The organism is Sphingobacterium sp. 18053, assembly GCF_902706145.1.
GTDB classification, from domain to species: Bacteria; Bacteroidota; Bacteroidia; order Sphingobacteriales; family Sphingobacteriaceae; genus Sphingobacterium; species Sphingobacterium paramultivorum.
The window spans coordinates 179,184-203,851 of record NZ_CACSJW010000010.1 but is presented as its reverse complement, the minus strand read 5'-3'; the positions used below and the strand labels follow the sequence as shown (position 1 = coordinate 203,851).

Here is a 24,668-nt window from a genome sequence, read left to right as displayed (position 1 = left end):
TTTGTAGATGACTTTCAACATTCGTACGATCTAACGTATATGGAACCAGATTATATTATTGAATCCATAAAAAGAACAGCACGTGAGCTCTTTCGTCAAAATGGCTACCATAAAACCAGTGTAAACACATTGGCAAAAAAAGCTAAGATTGCGAAGGCGACGGTGTACAAGTATTTTGATAGTAAAGAGATGATCTTGCATGCCATTCTTATGGATTATCTTCGTGCGAGTCTGCAGGATATTTTGAAAACAACCAAATATGAAGATGATATGGCTTCGTTTTTGGCTTCAACAATTTTGCGGGTAAGCCGACTGACTTATACGGCTTGCAATGAATTGATCGGTTGGGAGTTTATCCGGGAATCTGCGAACGCACAAGAATATTTAAAAACGCTTTCTGAAGATTTGGAGTTTTTGCTCCTAAGCACATTCATTCAGAATGAAAAAATAAATGAAGCGATTAGCGAAGAAAAGCTGACCTTTTTGATCAAGTCCAGTAAAAGCATTGTGTTTTCTTTTGCTTTTACGGCCGTCTCAGATGCCGATGTACGAAAAAACTTTATTTCGTTTCAGAAAGAGATCCTTCCTTATCTTGTTCAGGCAACAGTTCAGTAAAATTATCCTAAGCCTTTCATCTCTGCCCAAATCGCGGCGCCATCTTTTGAGTATAGCTCTCTTTTCTTATGATTCTCTTGTAGGGGAGTTGCTTTTGCTCATATTCCTTTGTCCCATTGTTTCCTTTACGAAGTTACGAGCCTGTTAAGAACCCGTTTATACCAGTGATAATCAATGCTTATAAATAATTTATGCAGATGGAAAATCGGTATATATTTGTATTTTTGCACCCTATGAGTAGAAGAATTCCGCAAGATAAAAAGTTCTTGAAAGATATTGCCATCATTGATATTGCCGAAGAGGGTAGAGGTGTTGGAAAAACCGAAGATTTGGTTTTGTTTGTAGAAAAAGCTGTTCCTGGTGATGTTGTTGACGTGGAGCTTATGCGCAAGAAAAAGAATTTTGCGGAAGCTCGGGTAACCAGTTTAAAAGAGGCTTCATCTTATCGCGTAGATCCGTTTTGTGCACATTTTGGAGTGTGTGGTGGATGTAAGTGGCAGCATATGACCTATGATGCTCAGTTAAAATTTAAGCAACAATCTGTCGATAATGCGCTGTCGCGTATTGGGAAAGTAGATACTTCTGCGATGGAAAGTATTTTAGGCTCTGTGCAAACAGAATATTACAGAAATAAATTAGAATATACTTTTTCAAACAAAAAATGGTTGACTTCTGTTGATGAAGATTCGTCCCAATTAGAAATGAACGCACTGGGTTTTCACGTGCCTGGACGTTTTGATAAGATTTTAGATATCGATCATTGTTTTTTGCAAGAAGATCCTTCAAATGAAGTTCGCAACAGCATTCGTGATTTTGCTCTTAGTCAAGGTATGACGTTCTACGATCTGCGTGAGCACGCAGGTGTATTGCGCAATTTGATTATCCGTATTTCTTCAACAGGGGAGATGATGGTGATCGTTGTGTTTGCATATCCGGAAGAAGGACAGGTTGAGTTGTTGATGGAATTTGTTAAAGAAAAGTTTCCGCAAGTCGCTTCTCTGTTATATATCGTAAACCAGAAACGCAATGATACAATCTTCGACCAGGATATTCATGTGTATGCCGGTCGTGATTTTATCTATGAGGAGATGGAGGGTTTGCGTTACAAAGTAGGGCCTAAGTCGTTCTATCAAACAAACTCTGCGCAAGCGTATGAGCTATATAAAATCACACGTGACTTTGCCGATTTAAAGGGGGATGAGTTGGTATATGACTTGTATACAGGAGCAGGTACAATTGCAAACTTTGTCGCTAAGAAGGCAAGAGAAGTTGTTGGTGTAGAGTATGTCCCTACCGCCATTGAGGACGCTAAAGTCAATTCGTCGATCAATGATATTACGAATACAAAGTTCTACGCTGGAGATATGAAAGATGTGTTGACCCCTTCCTTTATCGCCGAACACGGTAAACCAGATGTGGTGATTACCGATCCACCACGTGCAGGAATGCACGCTGACGTTGTAGCTCGTTTGTTAGAAATGGAATCTCCGCGTATTGTGTATGTCAGTTGTAATGCTGCTACACAGGCACGCGATTTGGTATTGTTGGGCGAAAAATATGAGGTGAAGCGCATCAAGCCAGTAGATATGTTTCCGCATACCCAACACGTTGAGAATGTGGTTTTATTGGAGTTAAAGAAGTAATAGCATACAGTATGGAAGTAGAAGATTTGTTTGCAGGATCTGCAAGAGAAGAAAATACACCGTCTACAGAGCAAAGTCCATTAAAGAGTCTGCAGGTAGATCTCGATTTTTATAGTGAGTCAATTCGTGAAGTAGCGCTGGAGATTGTAGAAGAAGGTTATTCTGACTACCCAATTTTTGTCGCACATCAGCATGAAGTTTCCGTTGGCGAAGTGATATTAGATCGCAAGGAATTGGAGACGAAATGGAGCATAAACGCCTCTACATTGGAAGAGTTTGTAGAAATGGATATTATTCAAGAAGATCGTAAAGCGTCTTTTATTCAGAACTATAAGCCTGCGAAAGACTATATGTGCTTGTTTGTTGTAGTTGCTGAAGGGGCTAATTTTGTTTTTTATCCATACAAATGATAAACAAAGAATATTTAAACTTTTTTAACAGTACAAGTGTCAAACTATTACTACTTTTAGCAAAGTAGGTTAGGTGTAGCTGGGAATTAATAAGATTGAAATAAATTATAGGCTGTTCCTTACGGAATTGAATGTTTGACCCAATGAAATTGTTGATAATTACAATCGCACTGAAACCAATTGGGGTAATTGAAGAGAGATAATAGGATGAAAATAATACAGATACATATATTAGGGCTTTTTTTGCTGTTATTTACCTATTTCGGAGCTACTGCGCAACAACTGCAGAAGGTTTCGGGAATGGTACTGCAAAAGGGGAACGGTAATCGCATTGGAGATGCTGTGGTGCTTAATATGCGCACGCACAGATCAACGTTGAGCAACTCTTTTGGTGTTTTTACGATTGATGCATCGGTAGGAGATTCCCTGTCTTTTACCAAAGTCGGGTATTCACCTGTTAAAACCGTGCTGACCAACCTGAATGAGTTTTATGTGGAATTGCAAGAAGGGATACGATTGGAGACCGTCATCGTTGAACGAAAAACGAAGGAGGCCGAATTAAATGATGCCATGAATAATTACGCTAAAAAGGGTGTTTATAATGGGGGTAAAAATAAGTTTGGAACTTACCTGGGTAGTCCTGCAACCGCCCTTTATAATCTTTTTGGAAGGGAAGCCAAGAATGCGAAACGCTTTGGACGATTTATGGACAAAGAGAAGGATGAATTACAAGTTGATCGTATTTTCTCTCGTGAAGCCGTTAAAAATCTGACGAAGCTGGATAGTACAGAATTAGATGCTTTTATGATACGTTACCGTCCATCTTTTGATCTGGCTGAGCATTGGGGACAGTATGATTTGATGCATTACGTACAACAATCTATGGACGACTTTAATGCAAAGGGAAGGCCTAAAGGGGCTCTTTTACCTGATATTGAAGTAAAGACCCAAGAAAAATAAAAACATTTTGCTTTTGTTACTGTTAGCTGTTTGTAAGAGTAGGAAAAGGTGATTTAAAATTTTGTAGCGTATCAACGTCATTTTTGGAAGTTTCAAAAGCCTTTTTTAGTGTTTTGTAACAAAAAAGTTGGTAAATATATCTTTTGGCACTTTGTTTGATTTTAGTAGAGCGGTATTTAATTGGAATATTAAAAGTCTTAGATAGCATACATATGAAAATGAATAGAAAATTAGCTGTATTAGGTTTGACAGTTGCAACCTCAGCTATGTTATTTGGAAGTTGTTCTACCATCCAAAATACAAATAATACGACTAAAGGCGGAGTAATCGGTGGTGTTGCCGGAGGTGCTTTAGGGGCATTGATCGGTGGCAAAGCTGGTAATACGGCTATTGGTACATTAGCGGGTGCTGCCATTGGTGGAGCTGCGGGTGTATTGATCGGTAAAAAAATGGATAAGCAAGCTGCTGAGATTTCTAAAACTGTTGAAGGAGCTGAAGTTACGCAATCTGCGGAAGGTATCGTGGTTAAGTTTGATTCAGGTATTTTATTTGACTTCAATAAATCAGATTTAAAAGCGTCAGCTAAAGATAATATCGCAAATTTAGTAGCAACGTTGAACAAGGAACAAGGTACTGAAATCTTGGTTATCGGGCACACAGATAATGTAGGTACGTTGGCTGCAAATGAAAAAGTGTCTTTGGACCGCGCAAATTCTGTACGTGCATTTGCGGTATCTAAAGGCTTAGCGTCTTCGCGTATTAGAACTGAAGGTAGAAACTTCTCTGAACCAATTGCAAGTAACGATACGGAAGCAGGACGTGCTCAAAACCGTCGTGTTGAAATCGTTATTGTTGCAGGTGATCAAATGAAGAAAGAAGCAAAACAACAAGCAGGTCAGTAAGCATTTTCAGGAATATTCTCCTGAAACAAATCTATTGATCTTGAATCATAAGAAAGCGTTGATTTAATCGACGCTTTTTTTGTGAAATTTGACAAAGCATAAACCATATTTCTGTCTGCCAAACTGTCATTATATGGATTTAAATTTCTAACTTTGTAGTCTTTGAAATAACTAAGGGCATAAAATCAGATCAGCAAAAAGATCGGTCATTGCATTGGTTACGCCATCGAAAATAATAAAAATTATATTCTATTGAATATCGAGCTATGCTAGATTTAACACATACCACTAAGGAACACGACGAATCTCGTCAGGGTGAGGCATTATTATTAGAACAGGATCCGATTTTAAGTAATGGACGCAAACTGTATATTGAAAGTTACGGTTGCCAGATGAATTTTTCGGATAGTGAGATTGTTGCTTCTATTTTGTTGGATAAGGGATTTGAAACAACTAAGAATTATCAGGAAGCTGATGTGGTTTTTATTAATACCTGTTCAATCCGCGAAAATGCAGAACAGCGTGTGCGCAATCGTCTAAAGGAATTTGAAGCTGCTAAAGCAAAAAATCCCGGAATGATCGTTGGTGTGCTGGGGTGTATGGCGGAGCGTTTGAAATCGAAATTCCTAGAGGAAGAAAAATTGGTTGATGTCGTTGTAGGGCCAGATGCTTATCGCGATCTACCAAATTTGATTGATAAGGTTGACGATGGAGCTAAAGCTGTAAACGTTTTGTTATCTAGAGAGGAAACGTATGCCGATATTAATCCAGTCCGTTTGAATTCAAATGGCGTAACAGCTTTTATTTCGATTATGCGTGGCTGCGACAATATGTGTTCTTTCTGTGTTGTTCCTTTCACACGCGGACGTGAACGTAGCCGTGATCCACAATCTATCCTGAAGGAGGCCCAAGATCTTTTCAATGCAGGCTATAAGGAGGTTACGTTGTTGGGGCAAAATGTGGATTCGTATAAATATAGCGTTCCTGTCACCGAAGGTGAAGAGCAAACTGAGACAGTAACTTTTGCGTCTCTACTTACGATGGTTGCTGAAATCAGCCCGCTTTTACGTATTCGCTTCTCTACTTCCCATCCAAAAGATATTACAGATGAAGTTTTATATGCAATAGCTTCGCATGAAAACATCTGTAATTATATTCATTTACCAGTTCAATCTGGAAATTCCCGCGTATTGGAACTGATGAACCGTACATATGACCGTGAATGGTATATGGAACGTGTGGATGCCATCCGTCGTATTATTCCTGAATGTGCTATTTCTACCGATGTTATTACAGGTTTCTGTACTGAAACAGAAGAGGAACATCAAGAAACATTGTCTATGATGGATTATGTCAAATACGATTTCGCCTATATGTTTGCTTACTCAGAAAGGCCAGGTACTTTGGCTGCAAAAAGATATGCAGATGATATTCCGGAGGAGGTGAAAAAACGTCGTTTAACAGAAGTTATCAATAAACAGCGCGATCATAGCTTATATCGTTATCAACATTTTGTTGGCAAAGTTTGTAAAGTGCTTGTTGAGGGATTTTCAAAAAGGTCTGAGTTCGATTTTTGTGGTCGTAATGATCAAAATGCATTGGTGGTATTTCCAATCGATCCTCGATTTAAACAAGGTGACTATGTGAATGTACTTATCGAGTCATGTACTTCTGCGACATTATTGGGAAAGATTGTTGATTAAGAAAACTTAGATTGTTTTATTTCCAACTGGAAATTTATGGATAACCAAGATATAAAGAATAGATTTGGAATTATCGGTAATTCGCCTTTGTTGAACCGTGCTATTGATATTGCACGACAAGTGGCTCCAACTGATATCTCCGTATTAATACAGGGTGAAAGTGGGAGTGGTAAAGAAGTTTTTTCGCATATTATCCATCAATTGAGCTCCCGTAAGCATGGCCCTTTTATTGCGGTCAATTGTGGAGCTATACCAGAGGGGACCATTGACTCCGAGTTGTTTGGTCACGAAAAAGGCTCTTTTACGGGTGCCCACGAAGCCAGAAAGGGATATTTTGAAGTCGTTGATGGTGGAACAATCTTTCTGGATGAAGTAGGTGAGTTGCCTTTGGGTACACAAGCAAGATTATTACGTGTATTGGAGTCAGGTGAGTATATACGGGTAGGGTCATCCAAGGTACAGAAGACAAATGTGCGGGTGGTTGCTGCGACAAATGTGAATGTGTTTGAAGCCGTACAAAAAGGTAAATTTCGCGAAGATCTTTATTATCGCTTAAATACTGTGCCGTTGCGTGTACCGTCTTTACGTGAAAGACCTGAAGATATCAACTTATTATTTCGCAAGTTTATTGTGGACTTTTCTGAGAAATACCGTACACCTGGGGTTCAATTGACAGAAGATGCACAGAATATGCTACGCAACTATAGCTGGCCCGGAAACGTGCGTCAACTGAAAAATGTTGCGGAACAAATCGCTGTTTTGGAGAAAGAACGCATTGTTGATGCATATATACTTCAAAATTATCTGCCCAATGAATCCCGAACGAGTTTGCCGGCGGTAGTTCCTTCAAATAATGGTGGAAAAGAGGATTTCTCAGAAAGAGATTTGCTGTATAAGGTCTTATTTGATATGAAGAAGGATATGGTTGATCTGAAAAAACTGGTGGTTGAATTAATTCAGAAAGGTGTCGATTCTAGCACATTTGATCAAAATTCTCCCTACATTAATCAATTGTATCAGGAGATTGAACCACAATTGAAAGCAGATCCAGAAAATTATAATACGACCCCAACACTAACTATACATTCTCCGGCAAATACGACAAATGTATTAAAAAGTCCTGTTGCACAAGATGAATATCTGCAGGATGCTCAAGAAGTTGAGGAATCTTTATCGCTTGTTGATAAAGAGTCTGATCTGATCAAGAAAGCACTAAAAAAGCACCGTGGTAAACGTAAAGCTGCTGCGCAGGAGTTGGGAATTTCTGAAAGAACGTTGTACAGAAAAATTAAAGACTTAAATTTAGATTAAGGTTTACAGATGTTGTCAAGAAAAATTTTATATGCTTTTCTCACCACAATCTTTTTGTTTGTAATGAATAGTTGTGGGGTAAAATATGGATTTACTGGTGGATCCATTCCTGAGGGAATGAAAACAGTCAATATTCAATATTTCGAAAATATAGCTCCTTTGGTTTATCCGACCTTAAGTCAGAATTTTACGGAGGCACTGAAAGAGCGTATCCGTAACCAATCTCGATTGAGTCAGGTGAATCAAGACGGTGATGCTACCTTTGAGGGATTTATTACAGAGTATTCGATAAGTCCAGCAGCTGTTGAAGCCGGGACAGATCGTGCAGCTATGAATAGATTGACTATTACAATCAAGGTTACCTATCATAATAAAATTAATCCGAAGGATGATTTTGAACAGCCTTTTACGCGATTTAAAGAGTTTGCAGGAAATCTTCAGAGTGCACAAGAAGAGACCTTGGGTAAAGAAATTATTCAAATGTTAACTGAGGATATATACAATAAAGCGTTTGCTAATTGGTAATTCTATTTCCAAGATGAATCTTAATATATCATTATCCAATAACGAGCTTTTTTTTCAAGCAATCAATCATCCGGACACTGTGGCGGAAGATGTTGTTTTAGCATTGATTGAAAAATACCCTTATGCCCAAAGCCTGCGATTCGTTTATGAACGTAAAGTTTTTGGCAAGCATAGTTCAGTTCAGAATTTATCGTCTACTTTGCTCTATGCATCTTCTCCGAGTTGGTTGTATGAATTTATGCATTGTAAATCAGCGGCAGAACCTGATGCAATAATGCCTTCAGATGATTTCCCGGTGGATGGAGCACTTCGCGACGATGATGCGATTGTCGAAATTGAAGCTGTGAGCGAAATGGTGGCTGAACCAGTTTTATCCAAGGTAGAGGTTGATGAATTGGATCGTTTGATTCAAGCAGGGGTTGCAAAAGATTATTTTCGGTCAAACGATCAGCAGCAAGAAATTATTGCCGATTCAGAGGAGCCTCCACTAGTAGCACCTGTTCTAGCGGAATCTGTTGCCGATATAATGGATGATGGTCAAGAGCGTGTTTCGGTCTATGATGATGATACCATGCCATACAGTTTCTTATGGTGGTTGCATAAGACGAGATTAGAATATGCTGATACCTATCAGCCTTATGTTAAATCTCCATTAGGCCCAATGACACCCTCCAATGACGATATTGCTAAAATTCATGAGAAACTGGATACTCAGTTACTCGATCAACAGATCCGGGAGAATATCTTTCATTTACAATCGCCTGAAGCAAAGTTGAGTGATGAGGTTAAAACGACAATCTCTTTTCAAATACCGCGTAAAACTGACGAGGTGATCGAGAAGTTTATTCGTGAGGAACCTATGATTCAGCCTTTGCAAGCGGAAAAATTAGACTTGGAGAATAAAGCTAGGAAAAGTTCAGAAGATCAACATTCTCTTGTTACCGAAACACTTGCAAAGATCTATATAGAGCAAGGCTTATATCCAAAAGCAATAGAGGTTTACAAAAAATTAGTTTTGAAATATCCAGAAAAAAATGCTTACTTTGCGGCACGCATAACAGAATTAGAAAAGAAATTAAATTAATAACATAAAGAGATGCAAGGATTATTAATCGGTCTAATCATATTAGCTAGTATTATTTTAGCGTTTTTGGTTTTAATCCAAAATCCAAAAGGAGGAGGTTTGTCATCTGGTTTTTCCGGTGGAACGAATCTTATGGGAGTAAAACGTACGGGTGACTTTTTGGAAAAAGGTACCTGGATCATGGTTATTGCCATTATGGTATTTAGCTTAGGTGTAAATGTTATTGGTACGTCTCCAAGTACATCTAAAGGTGGGTTGGGAGGTCAAATCGAAGCACCTAAACAACAAGGTCCATTGAACTTGGGTACAGGACAACAACCTGCTGGTGCTCCGGCGGGACAAGAGCAAGCTGCTCCGGTTCAATCGCAAGAAAAGGCCCCAGCGGCTACACCGACAACAAAACCGGTAGAAGAAGCTAAGAAATAGTTGTCAGTAAAAAATTATGAGCCCCGTTTGTTTTTACAGACGGGGCTTTTTTATGTTGGGTATTTTGTCTAAGGTAGGCATGTACCGTTAAATTTATAGGGATGGCGGTCGGCGGAAGTAAGACTGGCAGACCGGGAATGACAGTGTGACAGCAAAATGAATTTTTGTCGATGGCGATATTATCTTTTCTGTGAAAAATTGTCTTATAAGCTGTCTTATTTACAATTGGCATAAAAGATGATGTGTTTATAACGATTATAACATTAAAATAAATTCAATAACAGATAAAAAGTAAATTAATTATGGCATTAAGTATCAAACCTATCGGAGATAGAGTAGTAGTAGAAGCTGCTCCTGCAGAAGAAAAAACAGCTTCAGGGTTATATATTCCCGATACAGCGAAAGAAAAACCATCTCAAGGTACAGTAGTTGCTGTAGGTACAGGTAAAGTTGACGAGCCGTTAACTGTTAAAGTTGGTGATAAAGTATTGTATGGAAAATACGCAGGTACTGAAATCACTTATGAAGGAAAAGAGTACTTAATTATGCGTGAGTCTGATATTTACGCTGTTATCTAATTAATACGAACAGGTTATTTAAAAAGGAGCTTGCTGGCTCAAATAAGAATTCAATAGGTTATTTTAGTGAAGCTTTAAAATTAGACGTATTAAAAGATAAAATTGGTTTACGGTTCTATTTCAATGCCTAATTATGCTTCTTAGAAATACTAAATACTCATATAAAAATGGCAAAACAAGTAAAATATAACGTTGAGGCTCGCGAGGCCCTTAAAAAAGGTGTAGATACTTTAGCTAATGCAGTTAAAGTAACATTGGGTCCTAAAGGACGTAACGTAATTATTGAGAAGAAATTTGGTGCTCCAGTAATTACTAAAGATGGTGTTTCGGTAGCGAAAGAAATCGAATTGAAAGACGCTTTAGAAAATATGGGTGCACAAATGGTAAAAGAAGTAGCTTCCAAAACAGCTGATCAAGCTGGTGATGGTACTACGACTGCTACTGTATTAGCACAGGCAATTGTTGCTCCAGGTATCAAATCTGTGGCTGCAGGGGCTAATCCAATGGATCTAAAACGTGGTATTGATAAAGCTGTTGTAACTGTTGTTGCAAACTTGAAATCTCAGTCTCAAGAAGTTGGTCAAGACAACAACAAAATCAAACAAGTTGCTACTATTTCAGCGAACAACGACGAAGTAATTGGTGCTTTGATTGCTCAAGCTATGGAAAAAGTAGGTAACGATGGTGTTATCACTGTTGAGGAAGCAAAAGGTACTGAAACAGAAGTAAAAACTGTAGAAGGTATGCAATTTGACCGTGGTTATTTGTCTCCATATTTTGTTACAAACTCTGACAAAATGGAAGCAGAATTAGATAACCCATACATCTTGATCTACGACAAGAAAATCAGCAACATGAAAGAATTGTTGCCTATTTTGGAGAAACAAGTTCAAACTGGCAAGCCATTATTGATCATTGCTGAGGACTTAGATGGTGAGGCATTGGCAACATTAGTTGTTAATAAAATCCGTGGTTCGTTGAAAGTTGCAGCTGTTAAAGCTCCAGGTTTCGGTGACCGTCGTAAAGCTATGTTGGAAGATATCGCTATCTTGACAGGTGGTACTGTGATTTCAGAAGAAAGAGGTTTCAAATTGGAAAATGCTGAATTATCTTATTTAGGTCAAGCTGAGAAAGTTCAAGTTGACAAAGATAATACAACAATCATCAACGGTGCAGGTAATGTAGAAGACATCAAAGCGCGTGTTTCTCAAATCCGTTCACAGATTGAAACAACAACTTCTGATTACGATCGTGAGAAATTACAAGAGCGTCTGGCTAAATTGTCAGGTGGTGTTGCTGTATTGTATGTAGGTGCGACTACTGAAGTTGAAATGAAAGAGAAAAAAGACCGTGTTGATGATGCTTTGCATGCAACTCGTGCTGCTGTTGAAGAGGGTATTATCGCTGGTGGTGGTGTTGCTTTCATTCGCGCTACAGAGGCTTTATTAAACCTTAAAGGTGAAAACGAAGATGAGCAAATCGGTATTGATATCATCAAACGTGCTATTGAAGAGCCTTTGCGTCAAATTTGTAATAATGCAGGTATCGAAGGCGCTGTGATCGTTCAAAAAGTGAAAGAAGGAACTGCAGATTTCGGTTACAACGCGCGTACAGACCGTTACGAAAACTTAATCGCTGCTGGTGTAATTGATCCAACTAAAGTATCTCGTGTAGCATTGGAAAATGCAGCTTCAGTTGCTTCAATGTTATTGACTACGGAGTGTGTATTAGCTGACGAAGCTGAAGAAAACCCTGTAGGTGCTGGTGCTCCTCCAATGGGTGGCGGTATGGGTGGAATGATGTAAGATTCATCCTTATAAAAAAAACCTGTTATCTTAGATAACAGGTTTTTTTATGCCTTGTACTTAATGACGCCTTCTATATTTCTCGTAATAATGATCGTATTCTCGAGGTGAATAATTACGTTTAGTACCCCATTCCTGCAGCTCGTCATTAAAAAAATGTAACCAATATTGACGCAATCCTGAGGCTGAATCTACTGGATTTTCAAGTTGAGGAGTATTATATTCGTATATTTCTAAGATGCCTTCCTGATACTTCTTAGCAGCCACAATAGCATCTGGTTTTCCAAGTTTTTGAATAACTTGTGCTTTGGTCATACCAACTTGTATCTTTGTAAGATCAGGCCCTTGAAGTATTTTGCAGTTTGAAAATAAAATTAACGTAAATATGGTCGCTAATGTTGCTCTGAAAATCCTGTTGTAGTTCCTTTGAATCATAATATGTTATTTCTTGTAAGATAGGGATTGCATCAAATAGTTTAATCATTTTTAATCTAATAACCTTTCGCTGTATCGTCTCCACGTGGATCGGCTCCTGTCTGTAATTTACCATTTGGTAAGACAAGTATATTCTCCACACGGCCGATTGCCCCTCTCGGATTTATCGTATAGCCATCTTTTGTTAATTGGCCACGTAAATTGGCATTGATAGCGTTATTTTCGACATCAATGCGATCAGGAAGCCATTGATGATGAAATCTTGGCAGGCTCACTGCCGATTGTGCATTTTGTCGGAAGTCAATAACGTTGAGGATAGTCTGAAAAACAGAGGTAATGATAGTTGATCCCCCCGGGGTTCCCACAACCATGAATAGTTTGCCATCTTTTTCTACAATAGTGGGTGTCATTGAGCTGAGCATTCTTTTGCCGGGCTGAATCTCGTTCGCTTTTTCTCCTGTAAGCCCATACATGTTTGGGACACCGGTTTTCACAGAGAAATCATCCATTTCATTGTTTAGGAGAAAACCTGCGCCGGCCACAAATACTCCCGAGCCATAAGAATCATTGAGTGTTGTTGTAATGGATACTGCATTCCCTTGCTCGTCTACGATATTGAAATGTGTCGTTTGTTCACTTTCATAGCCAGGAATGACATCTGCATTGACATCTTTGCTTAATGTCGCTTTACGGAAATTGAATGAATTGAGTTTATGTGCATTTGAGCTGGAGTCAATAAGCTGTTGGACGGGTACCCTAATAAAATCAGGATCTCCTAAATATTTGGCCCGATTGGCATATACATAACGTTCAGCTTCGACCATGACACGAATGGTTGAATCGGTTTGAAAGCCCCAGCGTTGAAGTGGAAACTGTTCGACTGATTTGAGCAGGGCCAAAAGAGATGTTCCCCCACTCGAAGGCGGCGGCATGGAAATAACTTTGTGGCCCCTATAATTTGTGGAAATTGGGATACGCCAAAGTGCCTGATAATCCAGTAGATCTTGATGGTTAATAATGCCTTTCCCCTTGCCCATTTCGGCAACAATTAAGTCGGCCGTTTTACCTTTATAGAAGCCGTCTCGCCCTTCTATTGCGATTCTTTCCAGCGTTTTCGCTAGCTCCTCCTGGATAAATAGGTCACCTGTTTTCCAAGCTTTGGTTTTGATAATTGCAGCACCAGAGGGATTCAGCTTGACAAAACGATCTTTATGGCTTTCAAACTCATTAGCTTGTCGTTGACTGATTTTAAAACCTGTTCTGGCTAGCTGTATTGCTGGGAGTACGAGATCTTTCCATTGCAACTTGCCATACTTTCTGTGTGCTTCCCACATACCGGCAACAGACCCAGGGATGCCTGAGGCCAATTGACTATAAAGGCTCAACTCAGGAATAACATTACCTTGGGCATCGAGATACATATCCCGGGATGCTTTTTGAGGAGCTTTCTCACGAAAATCTAGGGCATCTAAATTACCCCGATGATCGCGGTAGAGCATAAAGCCGCCGCCGCCAATATTTCCTGCATTGGGATAAACAACTGCAAGAGCAAATTGCACGGCAACTGCAGCATCTATTGCATTTCCACCTTGTTTTAAAATCTTTACGCCGACTTCTGAAGCCAAAGGATGCGCTGTGACTACGGTAGCCTTATTAAAAGTACTGGCCTGCTCGACCTTAGAATTTAGCTGTTGTTTTGTCGCACAAGAGGCAAGACATATGCTCGCTATGAGCGAATAGGTTATGAATTTATACATCGTATTCGATTTAAAACTTTAATATTATCTCAAAGAGTTGTACAAACAATACTATCTCCAATTATTTAAGTTTTTCGTTGTTTTTATGGCGGTCGGCATCCCGAATTGATTTCTTTTGAAGATTTTGTTCCAGAGCTTCTGTTAGATCAATTCCCGTTTGATTGGCAAGACACATCAAAACGAATAATACATCGGCCATTTCATCTGCTAAATTGACTTCTTTGTCTGATTTTTTGAAAGATTGCTCTCCGTATTTCCGAGCCATTATTCGGGCAACCTCACCGACTTCTTCCATGAGTATGGCGGTGTTTGTCAGTTCGTTGAAATAACGTACTCCGGTACTATTGATCCATTTGTCAATAACCTCTTGTGCTTCTTTAATTGTCATCTTTTTCAATAAAAAATTAAAAGTTGTCCTTATCTTTTGTATCCATGACGATGGTAACTGGACCATCATTCAGTAGGTCGATTTTCATATCTGCTCCGAATACGCCAAGTTGAACCTCTTTTTGGAGCAATTGACTTAACAATAAAGCCATCTCTTCATACATTGGTTTGGCTTTATCCGGTTTTGCTGCTCTGATAAAAGAAGGTCTGTTTCCTTTTTTTGTTTGAGCAAAGAGGGTGAATTGTGAGATGAGTAAGATATTTCCGTCTATATCCTGTATCGATTTATTCATCAAGCCCTGTTCATCCTCGAAGATGCGTAAGTTGATGAATTTCTGTCCTAACCATTTAAGATCTTCTGTTGTGTCTGCTTCTTCAACTCCTAATAAAATCATTAAACCCTTCTGGATCTGGCCTGTAATCTGATTATCTACCGTACAAGAGGCGTTTTTCACTCGTTGTATAACTGCGCGCATAATGAAAAGTATAAAACCAAAGGTAAAAATTCCGATTGTTAAACACGATGTAATGTGCAATTTATCCACCATATTAAATAAAAAACGTCTCTTGCTTCCTCAGGAAAAAAGAGACGTTTTTTTATTTAAATAAATTGTTTCTAAAATTTGAAATTCAAGCCCAATAGGAAATTTGTTGGTGCTTGTGGGAAATAGAAATTATAATATTTTCGGGTATCACCTTCCATCCAACCAAAGGTGTAGCCATTGGCTTCGTACTTTTCGTTGAAGATGTTGTTGACCTGTAAAGTTGCACTGATGTTTTTGATACCTAATGCTGTAAAGCTATAGTTTGCTAACAGATTGTTGACAAAATAAGAGGAAATGCTTCTCTCTTTCGCAGATGAATTATCTAGATATTGTCTTCCTACAAATTTGGATAGAAGAGAGAATGTAAGTGATGTTATCGGACTATAAGAAAAATTACTTGACAAAATCGTTCCCGGAGATAAAGCAATGTCTGTTTTCGAATAAAATATCCTTGTATCACCGATTACCTCTTCAAAGTCTTTAATTTTATTTTGGCTGAAACTAGCTGTTGCTTTCCAGTTGAACTGCTTGTTGATGTTCCATGATCCATCGAATTCAAGCCCCATTCTATAGCTATCTTTGACATTTTGTCGAATTGGAGAGCCAGTATCACTGATTTCACCTGTTGGGATCAACTGATCCTTGTAAAACATGCCATACCCATTCAATCCGATGTTGAATTTTTCATTTGTAAAGCGATAGCCAAATTCGATGTCCTGCATTTTCTCCGGGGTCGGGTCGGGTAAGGCGCTATTTTTCTCTATAAAATCCTTGCGAACAGGTTCTTTCTGTGCAAAGGCATAAGAAGCGTATACATTTGAATGGTCATTTAGCAAATAAGTTGCACCAGCTTTAGGGTTTAAGAAATTAAACTTAGGATGATAATTATAATTTTTCACCTTATCATCATCACCATACATGTGGTAATCTACATTCCGATATTGAATATCGGCCATTAATATCCACTTATCTAGTTTATAATCGACCTTTAAGAAATTACTGAAATCATTTTTTTGTGATTTCCCGAAGTAATATTTATCGTCAAGAAAACCTGTTGATGCATATTGTGCCCAAATCACCTGGCCATAATGTTTTCCTTTGTATTGATTATAAGCTCCACCCCAAGTAATTTCAAGCTGATCATTCGGTCTGTAATTTAGGGCATAGGTCATGCCATAAAAATAATTATCAAGCCATCTCCTGCGGACGAGATCTGTTTTTTGTATGGTATCTTTACCAATGATGACGTTAGGCAAACCGTATTTACTTAGTTTATCTCCGGGTCTCATTTCTTCATAGTAACCATAACCTCTTGTATAGTGTAGGGCTGTATTGAGCGTCAATTTGTCGTTCAGGATATTGGTATAATGAAGTTGATGATGTTTCTGCGTATAATTATCTGTTTGATTTTGATACGTATATAGATTATAATCCCGGCCGGCGTTCATGAAACGATCCTTCTCTGCGCCCGAGATTTCGAGTGCATTATCTGCATAGTCATCCATGCGTGATCGATCGCCAGTAATCAATGGTTCGGGAACGCCATTCCAGGCTTGATATGTCTTTTCTTTTCCCCAGAATACAATTCCTTTTAAAATATGTTTCTTGCCATAATAACCTCCGTCCACATAAAAAGATTGTAAGTCTGAACTACCTCTTTCGATATAACCATCGCTACTGATTCGAGATAATCTGGCATTGAAGGCAAATTTGTCGTTAATTAGCCCGGTACCTACCTTGACTGTATTTTTCCAGGTATTGTAGGAGCCAAATGAATTGTTGAGCTCTGCGTAAGGGGTTTCGACTAACGTATTGGACTGAATATTTAATGAGGCTCCAAATGATCCGGCACCATTCGTCGAAGTCCCAATACCACGCTGAACTTGGATGCTCTCGGTAGAAGAGGCAAAGTCGGGAAGGTTTACAAAAAATGAACCCATGCTCTCCGCATCATTTAAAGGGATTCCATTTAATGTTACGTTGATTCGTTGATTATCCGATCCCCTGATTGTCATTCCGGTATAACCTATACCTGCACCGGCATCGGAATTGACCTGCACGGATGGAGTCTGATTTAAAAGGAATGGAATATCCTGGCCGAGGTTATTACGCGTTATTTCTTCTTTGGAGATGTTTTTAAAGGTTGTAGGAGCATTTCTTTTGGCACGGGTAGATTGAACAAGTACCTCTTCCATTTGAATTGTACTAGGTTCTAACGCTACCGTAAGCTCCAAATTGTCTTTAACATCCACATTTTGGCTCCATGTTTTATATCCAAGAGAAGATACCTGGATCTGGTGCTTACCTGTATTGATACGATATAGTTTAATCAGTCCATTTTTGTCCGATTGGCCAGCGAAGGATGCTTGTCCATCTATGGATATGGAAACATACTGTAAGGGGGTCTGATTAGTATTGTCTACAGCTTTAATTGTCAGATTTTGTTGCGCAATGGCAATTTGGCTTGAAATAGTAGCTAAGGAGCTACAAATCAAAAATTTGATCATGGTAATGTATTTTGTTTGAGTTAAACAAATCATAGCAAGGGGTTACTATGACCGCACTATTTAACTAACCTCTCCCTACGCCAGCATTATCTGGATCAGGTGTACAGAATTTAATCTGTTGGGTATAATCTCAGCCTTTATTTGTGTTCCTGACAAAACAAGGCACCCCTATTCGATGCTGCGAATATATAAATTTAAAATTGAAATGAAGTATAAAGAAGTAATTTATGACAAATGGAAAAGAGTGGATTTGCGGTATTATTTCTTTTTGGTTAAAAATTTGTGCAAATTGTTGTTTTTGGTATTTATTGTTCTTTTTAGGTACCTTGGCATGAATTTTTCTACTAGAGGTATGTATTCATACAGGTCAAAAAATTTTAGTTACTAAATTGATAGTGAGGAGATAAAATGTTAAAATATTTAAGCGCTAATTATATTCTGCCGATTACTTCAATGCCAATAAAAGACGGTATTGTTTCGGTAGATGAGGAGGGGGTAATTCAAGGTATCTATGACCCAACTTCATTTACACCTTCAGATAAAACGAAGGTTGAGAGATATGAAGGAGTGATAATTCCAGGTTTTATCAATGCACATTGCCACATTGAATTGTCGCATATGAAAGGTATTGTTCCTAAAGGTACGGGGCTTCCGAGCTTTCTCAGTAAGGTGATGACAACGCGGTCGGCATCGATGAAAAAAATAGATGACGCTATGGCCAAAGCCGATCGAGATATGTACGAAAATGGTATTGTCGCAGTCGGAGATCACGCCAACACTGATAATTCTTCAAAATTGAAGGAAGATTCACAGATATTATATCACACATTTGTGGAGGTGCTCGGAATTGAACCTGAAGAAGCTGACTTTAAGTTAAAGGAGGCTAAATCGTTGACCCAAGAGTTTAGGAATGGGCATGTATCCATTACTCCGCACGCTCCCTATTCTTGTTCGAAGGTCCTTTTTAAGAAATTCAAGAAGATGGTTCCGGAAACAAATATTATCAGTATTCACAATCAAGAAAGTGAAGAGGAGAATAAACTGTTCCGTTATAAAATGGGTGAGTTCTTGGACTTTTATAAAAGTATAGGAAAAAATGCTGATGCGATTAAGGCGCAGGCAAGAAATTCGATTCAGTCTTATCTTCCTTATTTGCCTTATCCAAATAAATTATTGTTGGTTCATAACACCTATACCTCTCTTAAAGATTTGGATTTTGTAGAGCGTATGGATCGTGATGTGATGTGGTGTCTCTGTCCAAAAGCCAACCTTTATATTGAGGGAACATTACCAAAGGTTCAGAATTTTATGAATGCCGGACAGCGTTTGGTAATCGGAACGGACAGTTTAGCTTCAAACGATACATTGTCCATTTTGGAGGAGCTAAAGGTATTGCATGCGCACTTTGAGGATCTGGATTTCTTGCAGACTATTCAATGGGCTACAATCAATGGTGCTATCGCGTTGAACATTGAGAATGAATTTGGCTCACTTGAAGTGGGTAAAAAACCTGGGATTGTGTTGTTGCAAGGTATGGAACACATGCGCCTAAATGAAGATGTTAAGGTAAAACGTTTAGCGTAGTATTTAATTCCCCAAAACTTCTGTACTTTTGCTCTTATTGAACCGTCCATGACTATAATAACGAAACTATAGTCATGGTAAGTTCCATCTGACCGATGGAAGAAAAAATAAGTTACAGATGAAACATTTGAATATTTCAATAAGAGGTAAAGTACAGGGGGTCTTTTTTAGATTGACAACCAAGGCGGTTGCAGATCAAGTCGGTGTTAGAGGCTTTGTTGTCAATTTAAAAGATGGTTCTGTCTATATAGAGGGCGAGGGCGACGATTTTGCACTAGATTCACTGTTGGAGTTCTGCCAAGAAGGACCCGAGGGTGCAATCGTTGAAAGTGTTGAGGTAAAGGAAGGCGAAATGAAGGGCTTTTCCAATTTTGAAGTAGTTAAAAGAGTTCAATCTTAAGCCGTTTCGCCTTGTCAGTACTTAAAAAATTCGCCGGACAGACCATGATTTATGGCCTGAGTACGATTATAGCCCGTATGCTGTATTTCGTCATGACGCCATTGTATGTCCTCAAATATCCACCTGCGTCCTACGGAATATTTACTAATATGTACGCCTGGGCATCCATGATCAATGCCGTTTTGGCATTTGGAATGGAAACAACTTTTTTTAGGTTTCTCCAAAAAGTCGAAGAAAAGGATAAAAAGCAGGTTTTCAATAACAGTTTTATCGTCATTGCCTCTTTGGCAACATTATTTTTTATTACGGCCATAGTCTTTGCTGGCACTATTGGTAGCTGGTTGAATAAGGGAACTTACAATGCCGATTACGAGAGCTATGTGAAGTATTTCGCCCTCATATTGGCATTGGATGCTTTAGCTATTGTTCCTTTTGCGAAATTGAGATCGGAGGGAAGGCCTATTCGATTTGGTGCTATTAAATTGGCCAACATCGGTATTATGGTTATTCTTAACCTATTCTTTATTGCGCTAGTTCCCTATCTGATAAAAGATGGTGGTACTTTGGGTAATTGGTGTTCCGGTTGGTATAGAAATGAATGGATAGGTTATGTATTTATTTCTAATATTGTGGCAAGTGCAGCAACCTTTCTATTGCTCCTTCCTGAAATGAGGGGTTTCTATTTTAAACCGGAAAAGCAGCTAATCTTAAAGATGCTATCGTATAGCTTTCCGATTTTAATTGCCAATATTTCTTATATCATCAACGAAAATTTAGATAAAATTGTGTTGCCAATCTACCTGCCTAAGGATATTGGGGATCGCGATTTGGGGATCTATGGAGCCGTTGGAAAATTAGCAATGTTTCTGAGCATTTTTGTTCAGGCTTTTCGATTGGGGGCCGAACCATTTTTCTTTTCTTATGCAAAAAATGCCAATGCAAAGAAGACCTATGCGTTGATTATGGAATATTTCGTAATTGCCATGATGTTAGTTATGCTGGGGATTACAGCGAATATTGACTGGCTGAAGTATTTTATTAAAGGAAATGTGGAAACTCGTGACTTATATTGGTCTGGACTTTTTATCGTTCCGCTATTACTATTCAATTATGTCCTGCTGGGTATTTATATGAATCTCTCCGTATGGTATAAGCTTTCCGATCAAACGCGGTACGCATTGTATATTTCATTGGTAGGGGCAGGAATAACCATCGTTGCAAATTATTACCTGATCCCGAGGTACAGTTATGTTGGAGCATCAATAGTCACATTTCTAGCCTACTTTTCTATGGTGGTGCTATCTTATGTATGGGGGCAAAAACATTATCCTATACCCTATAAATTGGGCAAGATCCTGATGTATATACTTTTAGGGATATGTTTCTCCTATCTATCCTACTTTGTATTTAATCATAATGCCTTCGTTGGTAATGGGCTTTTGATTGCTTACATTGGAGGTGTATTTATGATGGAAAGAAATCAGCTCAAGCGATTCATAAAGAAAGACGCTTAAACGAAAAAAGGTCGTGCTAATATTAACTTAGCACGACCTTTTTCTTTATAAATTGTGGACTTTAGGATTATACCATTTCTGCCGAGAAATTGTGTTCAATTTCATGAAGTACCTCAAGAATCTCAGCTTGGCTTTGTAAGCTGACCAACTTCATTCGGTGTTCTTTAAAGTTAGGGATTCCTTTGAAGTAATTCGCATAATGCCTGCGCATTTCAAAAATACCCAATTTGTCACCTTTCCATTCAATGGATTTGTTCAGATGTGTTCTGCAAACCTCGACACGTTCGGCAATAGTTGGTCCTTCTAAACGCTCACCAGTATTGAAAAAATGTTTTATTTCTCTAAAAATCCAGGGGTATCCGATTGCTGCACGGCCAATCATAATGCCATCCACTTCAAACTCCTGCCGCCATACCGCAGCTTTTTCGACAGAGTCTACATCGCCATTGCCAAAAATTGGAATCTTGATGCGCGGATTGCGTTTGATATCACGAATCATAGACCAGTCCGCCTGACCTTTATACAGCTGCGCGCGCGTACGTCCATGAATAGCAAGTGCTTTGATCCCCACATCTTGTAACCTTTCGGCAACTTCGTATACATTTTTTGTGTTATCATCCCAGCCAAGACGTGTTTTCACCGTTACGGGTAAATCCGTAGCCTCAACGACAGCTTTTGTCATTGCAACCATTTTATCGATGTCCTGTAGCAGGGATGAACCAGCTCCTTTGCAGACTACTTTTTTAACTGGACAGCCGTAATTGATGTCGATTAAATTAGGCTCTGCTTTTGTGCAGATCTCAGCAGACTGACGCATACTTTCAATATCTCCACCAAAGATCTGAATGCCAATAGGACGTTCATATTCAAAAATATCAAGTTTTTGAATTGACTTTGCAGCATCCCGAATTAAGCCTTCCGAAGAAATAAATTCAGTATACATTAAATCAACACCATTCTGTTTGCACACATAGCGAAACGGAGGATCACTTACATCCTCCATCGGAGCTAATAACAATGGGAATTTACCCAAATCAATATTTTCACCAATCTTGACCGACATCTTTGATAATTTTTTACAAAGGTACAAAATTTGGCATTAGTATAAAGTTAGCTAACTGTCACGAGTTTAGAGCCGATTTTTGATCTCTTCAGATCCTGTCGAACGTTGACCGTTCGAATCGCCAACCCCGCCAAATCGATAGTTAAAGGAGAGTATAGCCGTCCTACTGTCAGGGTTCGATTTCCCTACGAGCCTTATTGTTGACGAAAAGGTCTCATAACGCCGATTGTTGGTCCTCAAAATATCATTCACAACTAGCTTGACAGATGCTCTTTTATTGAGTATATTTTTTTGGATGCCAGTATATATTTGGCCGTAACTCTTGATCTGACTTAAGCCTATTGTCAGCCCCGATACGTAGTTCCCGCCGAGTTCTATAGACCAATCTTTAGGCAATTTGAATGTATTCTGACTATTGAGTGTAAGCGTATTGCCTTTTCGGCTGATCAAGCCATCCTCTTGTGGGATATTATATTCATTACGGTAATAATTTGCGAAGTGTGTAGCTGACCACCAAGCTGTCAATTGGCTAGGGGCGATAATTGACAATCCGTAATTTCTAAATGAACCAATATTCTCAGGACGTTCGTAGGTAATGTATGGATTGGTTGGATCCGTACCAATGATCTCGTTAACGACATTGGTCCTCTTTGCATAGTTTAAGGTCAAAATATATTTGCTGGCAAGTGTATAGCCAAACTCAAGAGAATGCTCGTAAGCAGGATTCAGCTGAGCATTGCCTTCCGAATAGGAAAAAGGATCTGTATATACTCGAAATGGATTGAGATCCCAAAATGATGGTCTTTGTACGCGGTAGCTGTAGCTTGTCTGCAATTTGTTTTTTTCATTGAGGGTATAGGTTAGAAATGCCGAAGGAAATAGTTTGAAATATGATTTTTCAAATTGCTCATGGAGGGTGATTTGATTACCTAAAGTATGCGTATGCTCACCTCTGACACCAACCTGTGCCGAAATTTTATGCCAGCTTTTGGATAGATTGATATAACCCGCTTGTATTGTTTCTTTGTAAATGAAATGGTTGCTTGTTGTCAGGTCCGGGACGTATTGATCCTTTTGTAAGGTGTCATAATGCAGGTCATTTTCTGTGCGTACATGACTGGCTTTCCAACCTGTCTCCAGTTTATACCCTTGGGCTAGCGGGAGTATATAATCCAACTTGGCGACGTACACTTTATTGTCTGATGGAATGTCTCCTCTACGTGACGATGGTTGGTTGAGCGTGGAGCCATCTGCTTTCGTATAATTCGTGTTCAGCTGCTGATCCATTTTGGAATAATGGTCGACAAGATCGAGATCGATCTTTAGTTCGTGCCCTTTCTCGTTAAATTTGACAGTATAGTTGACATTGTAGAGCATGTCCCGCCAGTGTTCTTTTCCTTCCGTTATCGTAGCAGAAGACCACACTAATTGATTATCGTCAAAGTTTCTGAAACTATTTGTCGTGGGTTCATACTTCGGATATTTGCCAAAACCGCCATTGATAAGTAGGCCAAGTGTCTGTTTGGAATCTATGTTATAATCTATACCAGCTCTAAAGTTATTAGACCGTAGTTTGGGGCGTATGTTATTTTCCTGTTGGCTATAAGATTCTGGAACATTGTGCTGATCGGGATAAAAATACCGGGTGAGGGAATTGAAATATTCGAGGTTCTGATGATATTGATTGTAAATTCCAAATACATTGAGTTTCTCCGTGCGGTAATTTAAATTGAGACTACCGCCAAGATGTGTGCCCCTGCCTAACCCTCCATTGAGCGAGATGGCACCGTTCCATCCTTGTTTTATTCCTTTTTTTAAAACGATATTGATAATTCCTGCTGAACCGGCCGCATCTTGTTTTGCACTAGGGTTGGACATAACCTCGATTTTGTTGATATCAATGGAAGATGTGCTCCGCAGTAAATTGGCAAGTTGATCGCCTGAAAGATAGGTCATCTTGCCATTGATCATCAGGGTTGCTCCCGATTTCCCTTTCATACTTAATACTCCGCTGTCATCTACAGCTATTCCTGGAATCTTATTCAGTAGTTCAAGTCCATTATTGCCATCAGCAAGCATCGAGTTTTCTACATTGAACACAAGCTTATCCTGTTGTTGTTCGATGAATTGCTTTTTGCGTTGTACCAGTACTTCTGCTAAATACGTATTATTCGGTAAGAGGGTAATCTGACCGAGGTTAATTTCACCCAGTTGCTCTGTCAGGCTGAAATGTGGGCTAAAAGTCTCTTGATGCGTGATGTTTTTTATCTTCACAAAATAACGACCTGCTTTTTCATTGGCGAATGTAAAACGTCCTAAGCTATCCGAAAGAATCGTATTGGATAGTGTACTATCTTTGGCGTTATGAAGGCTTATACTTACATAGGGAATAGCTCGTTTATCTTCACCCACAATTTGTCCCTTAATAGGATTGGTTTTTTGTGCATAGCAATTGAACGTTGTACAAATAAATAGAAAACTTACGATATAATGCTGGATATGACGCATAGTACT

22 protein-coding genes and 1 riboswitch are annotated in these 24,668 nt (G+C 38.9%); of the genes, 15 read left to right on the top strand and 7 right to left on the bottom strand.

All coding sequences use genetic code 11. From position 1 onward, the window contains the following. Window positions 1-39 precede the first annotated feature (39 nt). The 12 genes from GVK91_RS22890 (at window position 40) to groL (ending at window position 11,962) form a co-directional block, all read left to right on the top strand. The gene (locus GVK91_RS22890) at window positions 40-615 is read left to right on the top strand and encodes a TetR/AcrR family transcriptional regulator (protein ID WP_046674798.1); all 576 of its coding nucleotides are present in this window, start codon (window positions 40-42) and stop codon (window positions 613-615) included. A 233-nt stretch (window positions 616-848) separates the two neighbouring features. Continuing rightward, window positions 849-2,258, top strand: coding sequence for a 23S rRNA (uracil(1939)-C(5))-methyltransferase RlmD (gene rlmD, locus GVK91_RS22885; protein ID WP_159731433.1), 1,410 nt, complete (start codon window positions 849-851; stop codon window positions 2,256-2,258). A gap of 11 nt (window positions 2,259-2,269) precedes the next feature. Continuing rightward, a complete protein-coding gene (locus tag GVK91_RS22880; protein WP_088160022.1) occupies window positions 2,270-2,668 on the top strand; it encodes a hypothetical protein in 399 nt (132 codons plus the stop codon). Between the two features lie 207 nt (window positions 2,669-2,875). Further along, complete coding sequence (locus GVK91_RS22875) at window positions 2,876-3,628, top strand: hypothetical protein (protein WP_153844882.1); 753 nt, start codon at window positions 2,876-2,878, stop codon at window positions 3,626-3,628. A 212-nt stretch (window positions 3,629-3,840) separates the two neighbouring features. Next, complete coding sequence (locus GVK91_RS22870) at window positions 3,841-4,530, top strand: OmpA family protein (protein WP_182330334.1); 690 nt, start codon at window positions 3,841-3,843, stop codon at window positions 4,528-4,530. Window positions 4,531-4,796: 266 nt separating this feature from the next. Next, the gene (miaB, locus tag GVK91_RS22865; RefSeq protein ID WP_153844883.1) at window positions 4,797-6,233 is read left to right on the top strand and encodes a tRNA (N6-isopentenyl adenosine(37)-C2)-methylthiotransferase MiaB; all 1,437 of its coding nucleotides are present in this window, start codon (window positions 4,797-4,799) and stop codon (window positions 6,231-6,233) included. A 36-nt stretch (window positions 6,234-6,269) separates the two neighbouring features. Beyond that, window positions 6,270-7,544, top strand: a complete 1,275-nt coding sequence (locus GVK91_RS22860; RefSeq protein ID WP_153844884.1) for a sigma-54-dependent Fis family transcriptional regulator — start codon at window positions 6,270-6,272, stop codon at window positions 7,542-7,544. A 9-nt stretch (window positions 7,545-7,553) separates the two neighbouring features. Further along, entirely contained in the window at window positions 7,554-8,069 is a 516-nt protein-coding gene (locus GVK91_RS22855; RefSeq protein ID WP_046674805.1) for an LptE family protein, read from the top strand. Window positions 8,070-8,082: 13 nt separating this feature from the next. Next, the gene (locus GVK91_RS22850; protein WP_159731431.1) at window positions 8,083-9,153 is read left to right on the top strand and encodes a hypothetical protein; all 1,071 of its coding nucleotides are present in this window, start codon (window positions 8,083-8,085) and stop codon (window positions 9,151-9,153) included. 12 nt (window positions 9,154-9,165) lie between these two features. After that, window positions 9,166-9,579, top strand: coding sequence for a preprotein translocase subunit SecG (gene secG, locus GVK91_RS22845; protein WP_159731429.1), 414 nt, complete (start codon window positions 9,166-9,168; stop codon window positions 9,577-9,579). Between the two features lie 302 nt (window positions 9,580-9,881). Further along, a complete protein-coding gene (groES, locus tag GVK91_RS22840) occupies window positions 9,882-10,157 on the top strand; it encodes a co-chaperone GroES (RefSeq protein ID WP_028070710.1) in 276 nt (91 codons plus the stop codon). Between the two features lie 167 nt (window positions 10,158-10,324). Next, window positions 10,325-11,962, top strand: coding sequence for a chaperonin GroEL (gene groL / locus GVK91_RS22835; protein WP_153844887.1), 1,638 nt, complete (start codon window positions 10,325-10,327; stop codon window positions 11,960-11,962). A gap of 60 nt (window positions 11,963-12,022) precedes the next feature. On the opposite strand, the gene GVK91_RS22830 is transcribed toward groL, so the two are convergent. The 5 genes from GVK91_RS22830 to GVK91_RS22810 all read right to left on the bottom strand — a co-directional run bounded on the left by GVK91_RS22830 (window position 12,023) and on the right by GVK91_RS22810 (window position 17,593). Further along, window positions 12,023-12,397: a hypothetical protein gene (locus GVK91_RS22830; protein ID WP_159731427.1), complete on the bottom strand. Its 375-nt coding sequence runs from the start codon at window positions 12,395-12,397 to the stop codon at window positions 12,023-12,025. A 56-nt stretch (window positions 12,398-12,453) separates the two neighbouring features. Next, window positions 12,454-14,154: a gamma-glutamyltransferase gene (gene ggt, locus GVK91_RS22825; protein WP_088160032.1), complete on the bottom strand. Its 1,701-nt coding sequence runs from the start codon at window positions 14,152-14,154 to the stop codon at window positions 12,454-12,456. A 61-nt stretch (window positions 14,155-14,215) separates the two neighbouring features. Further along, window positions 14,216-14,542, bottom strand: coding sequence for a nucleotide pyrophosphohydrolase (locus tag GVK91_RS22820; protein WP_088160033.1), 327 nt, complete (start codon window positions 14,540-14,542; stop codon window positions 14,216-14,218). Between the two features lie 16 nt (window positions 14,543-14,558). Next, window positions 14,559-15,017: a D-aminoacyl-tRNA deacylase gene (dtd, locus tag GVK91_RS22815; protein ID WP_088163428.1), complete on the bottom strand. Its 459-nt coding sequence runs from the start codon at window positions 15,015-15,017 to the stop codon at window positions 14,559-14,561. A gap of 140 nt (window positions 15,018-15,157) precedes the next feature. Next, on the bottom strand, window positions 15,158-17,593 hold the full coding sequence (locus tag GVK91_RS22810; protein WP_088160034.1) for a TonB-dependent receptor: 2,436 nt from the start codon (window positions 17,591-17,593) through the stop codon (window positions 15,158-15,160). 54 nt (window positions 17,594-17,647) lie between these two features. Next, a riboswitch (TPP riboswitch) is annotated at window positions 17,648-17,773 on the bottom strand. Window positions 17,774-18,001: 228 nt separating this feature from the next. Between GVK91_RS22810 and GVK91_RS22805 the strand changes: the two genes are divergently transcribed. From GVK91_RS22805 to GVK91_RS22795, 3 genes are all read left to right on the top strand, one after another. Then, window positions 18,002-19,177 (top strand): amidohydrolase family protein, encoded by a 1,176-nt coding sequence (locus tag GVK91_RS22805; protein WP_088160035.1) that lies wholly within the window; start codon window positions 18,002-18,004, stop codon window positions 19,175-19,177. Window positions 19,178-19,295: 118 nt separating this feature from the next. Then, window positions 19,296-19,577 (top strand): acylphosphatase, encoded by a 282-nt coding sequence (locus GVK91_RS22800; protein WP_046674815.1) that lies wholly within the window; start codon window positions 19,296-19,298, stop codon window positions 19,575-19,577. A 44-nt stretch (window positions 19,578-19,621) separates the two neighbouring features. Next, window positions 19,622-21,091, top strand: coding sequence for a lipopolysaccharide biosynthesis protein (locus GVK91_RS22795; protein ID WP_088160036.1), 1,470 nt, complete (start codon window positions 19,622-19,624; stop codon window positions 21,089-21,091). A 67-nt stretch (window positions 21,092-21,158) separates the two neighbouring features. Here the strand turns inward: GVK91_RS22795 and dusB are convergent, their stop codons facing one another. Together dusB and GVK91_RS22785 are read right to left on the bottom strand one after the other, a co-directional pair. Continuing rightward, window positions 21,159-22,154: a tRNA dihydrouridine synthase DusB gene (gene dusB / locus GVK91_RS22790; protein WP_088160037.1), complete on the bottom strand. Its 996-nt coding sequence runs from the start codon at window positions 22,152-22,154 to the stop codon at window positions 21,159-21,161. A gap of 66 nt (window positions 22,155-22,220) precedes the next feature. Continuing rightward, window positions 22,221-24,662: an outer membrane beta-barrel family protein gene (locus tag GVK91_RS22785; protein ID WP_088160038.1), complete on the bottom strand. Its 2,442-nt coding sequence runs from the start codon at window positions 24,660-24,662 to the stop codon at window positions 22,221-22,223. Between the last annotated feature and the right edge of the window lie 6 nt (window positions 24,663-24,668).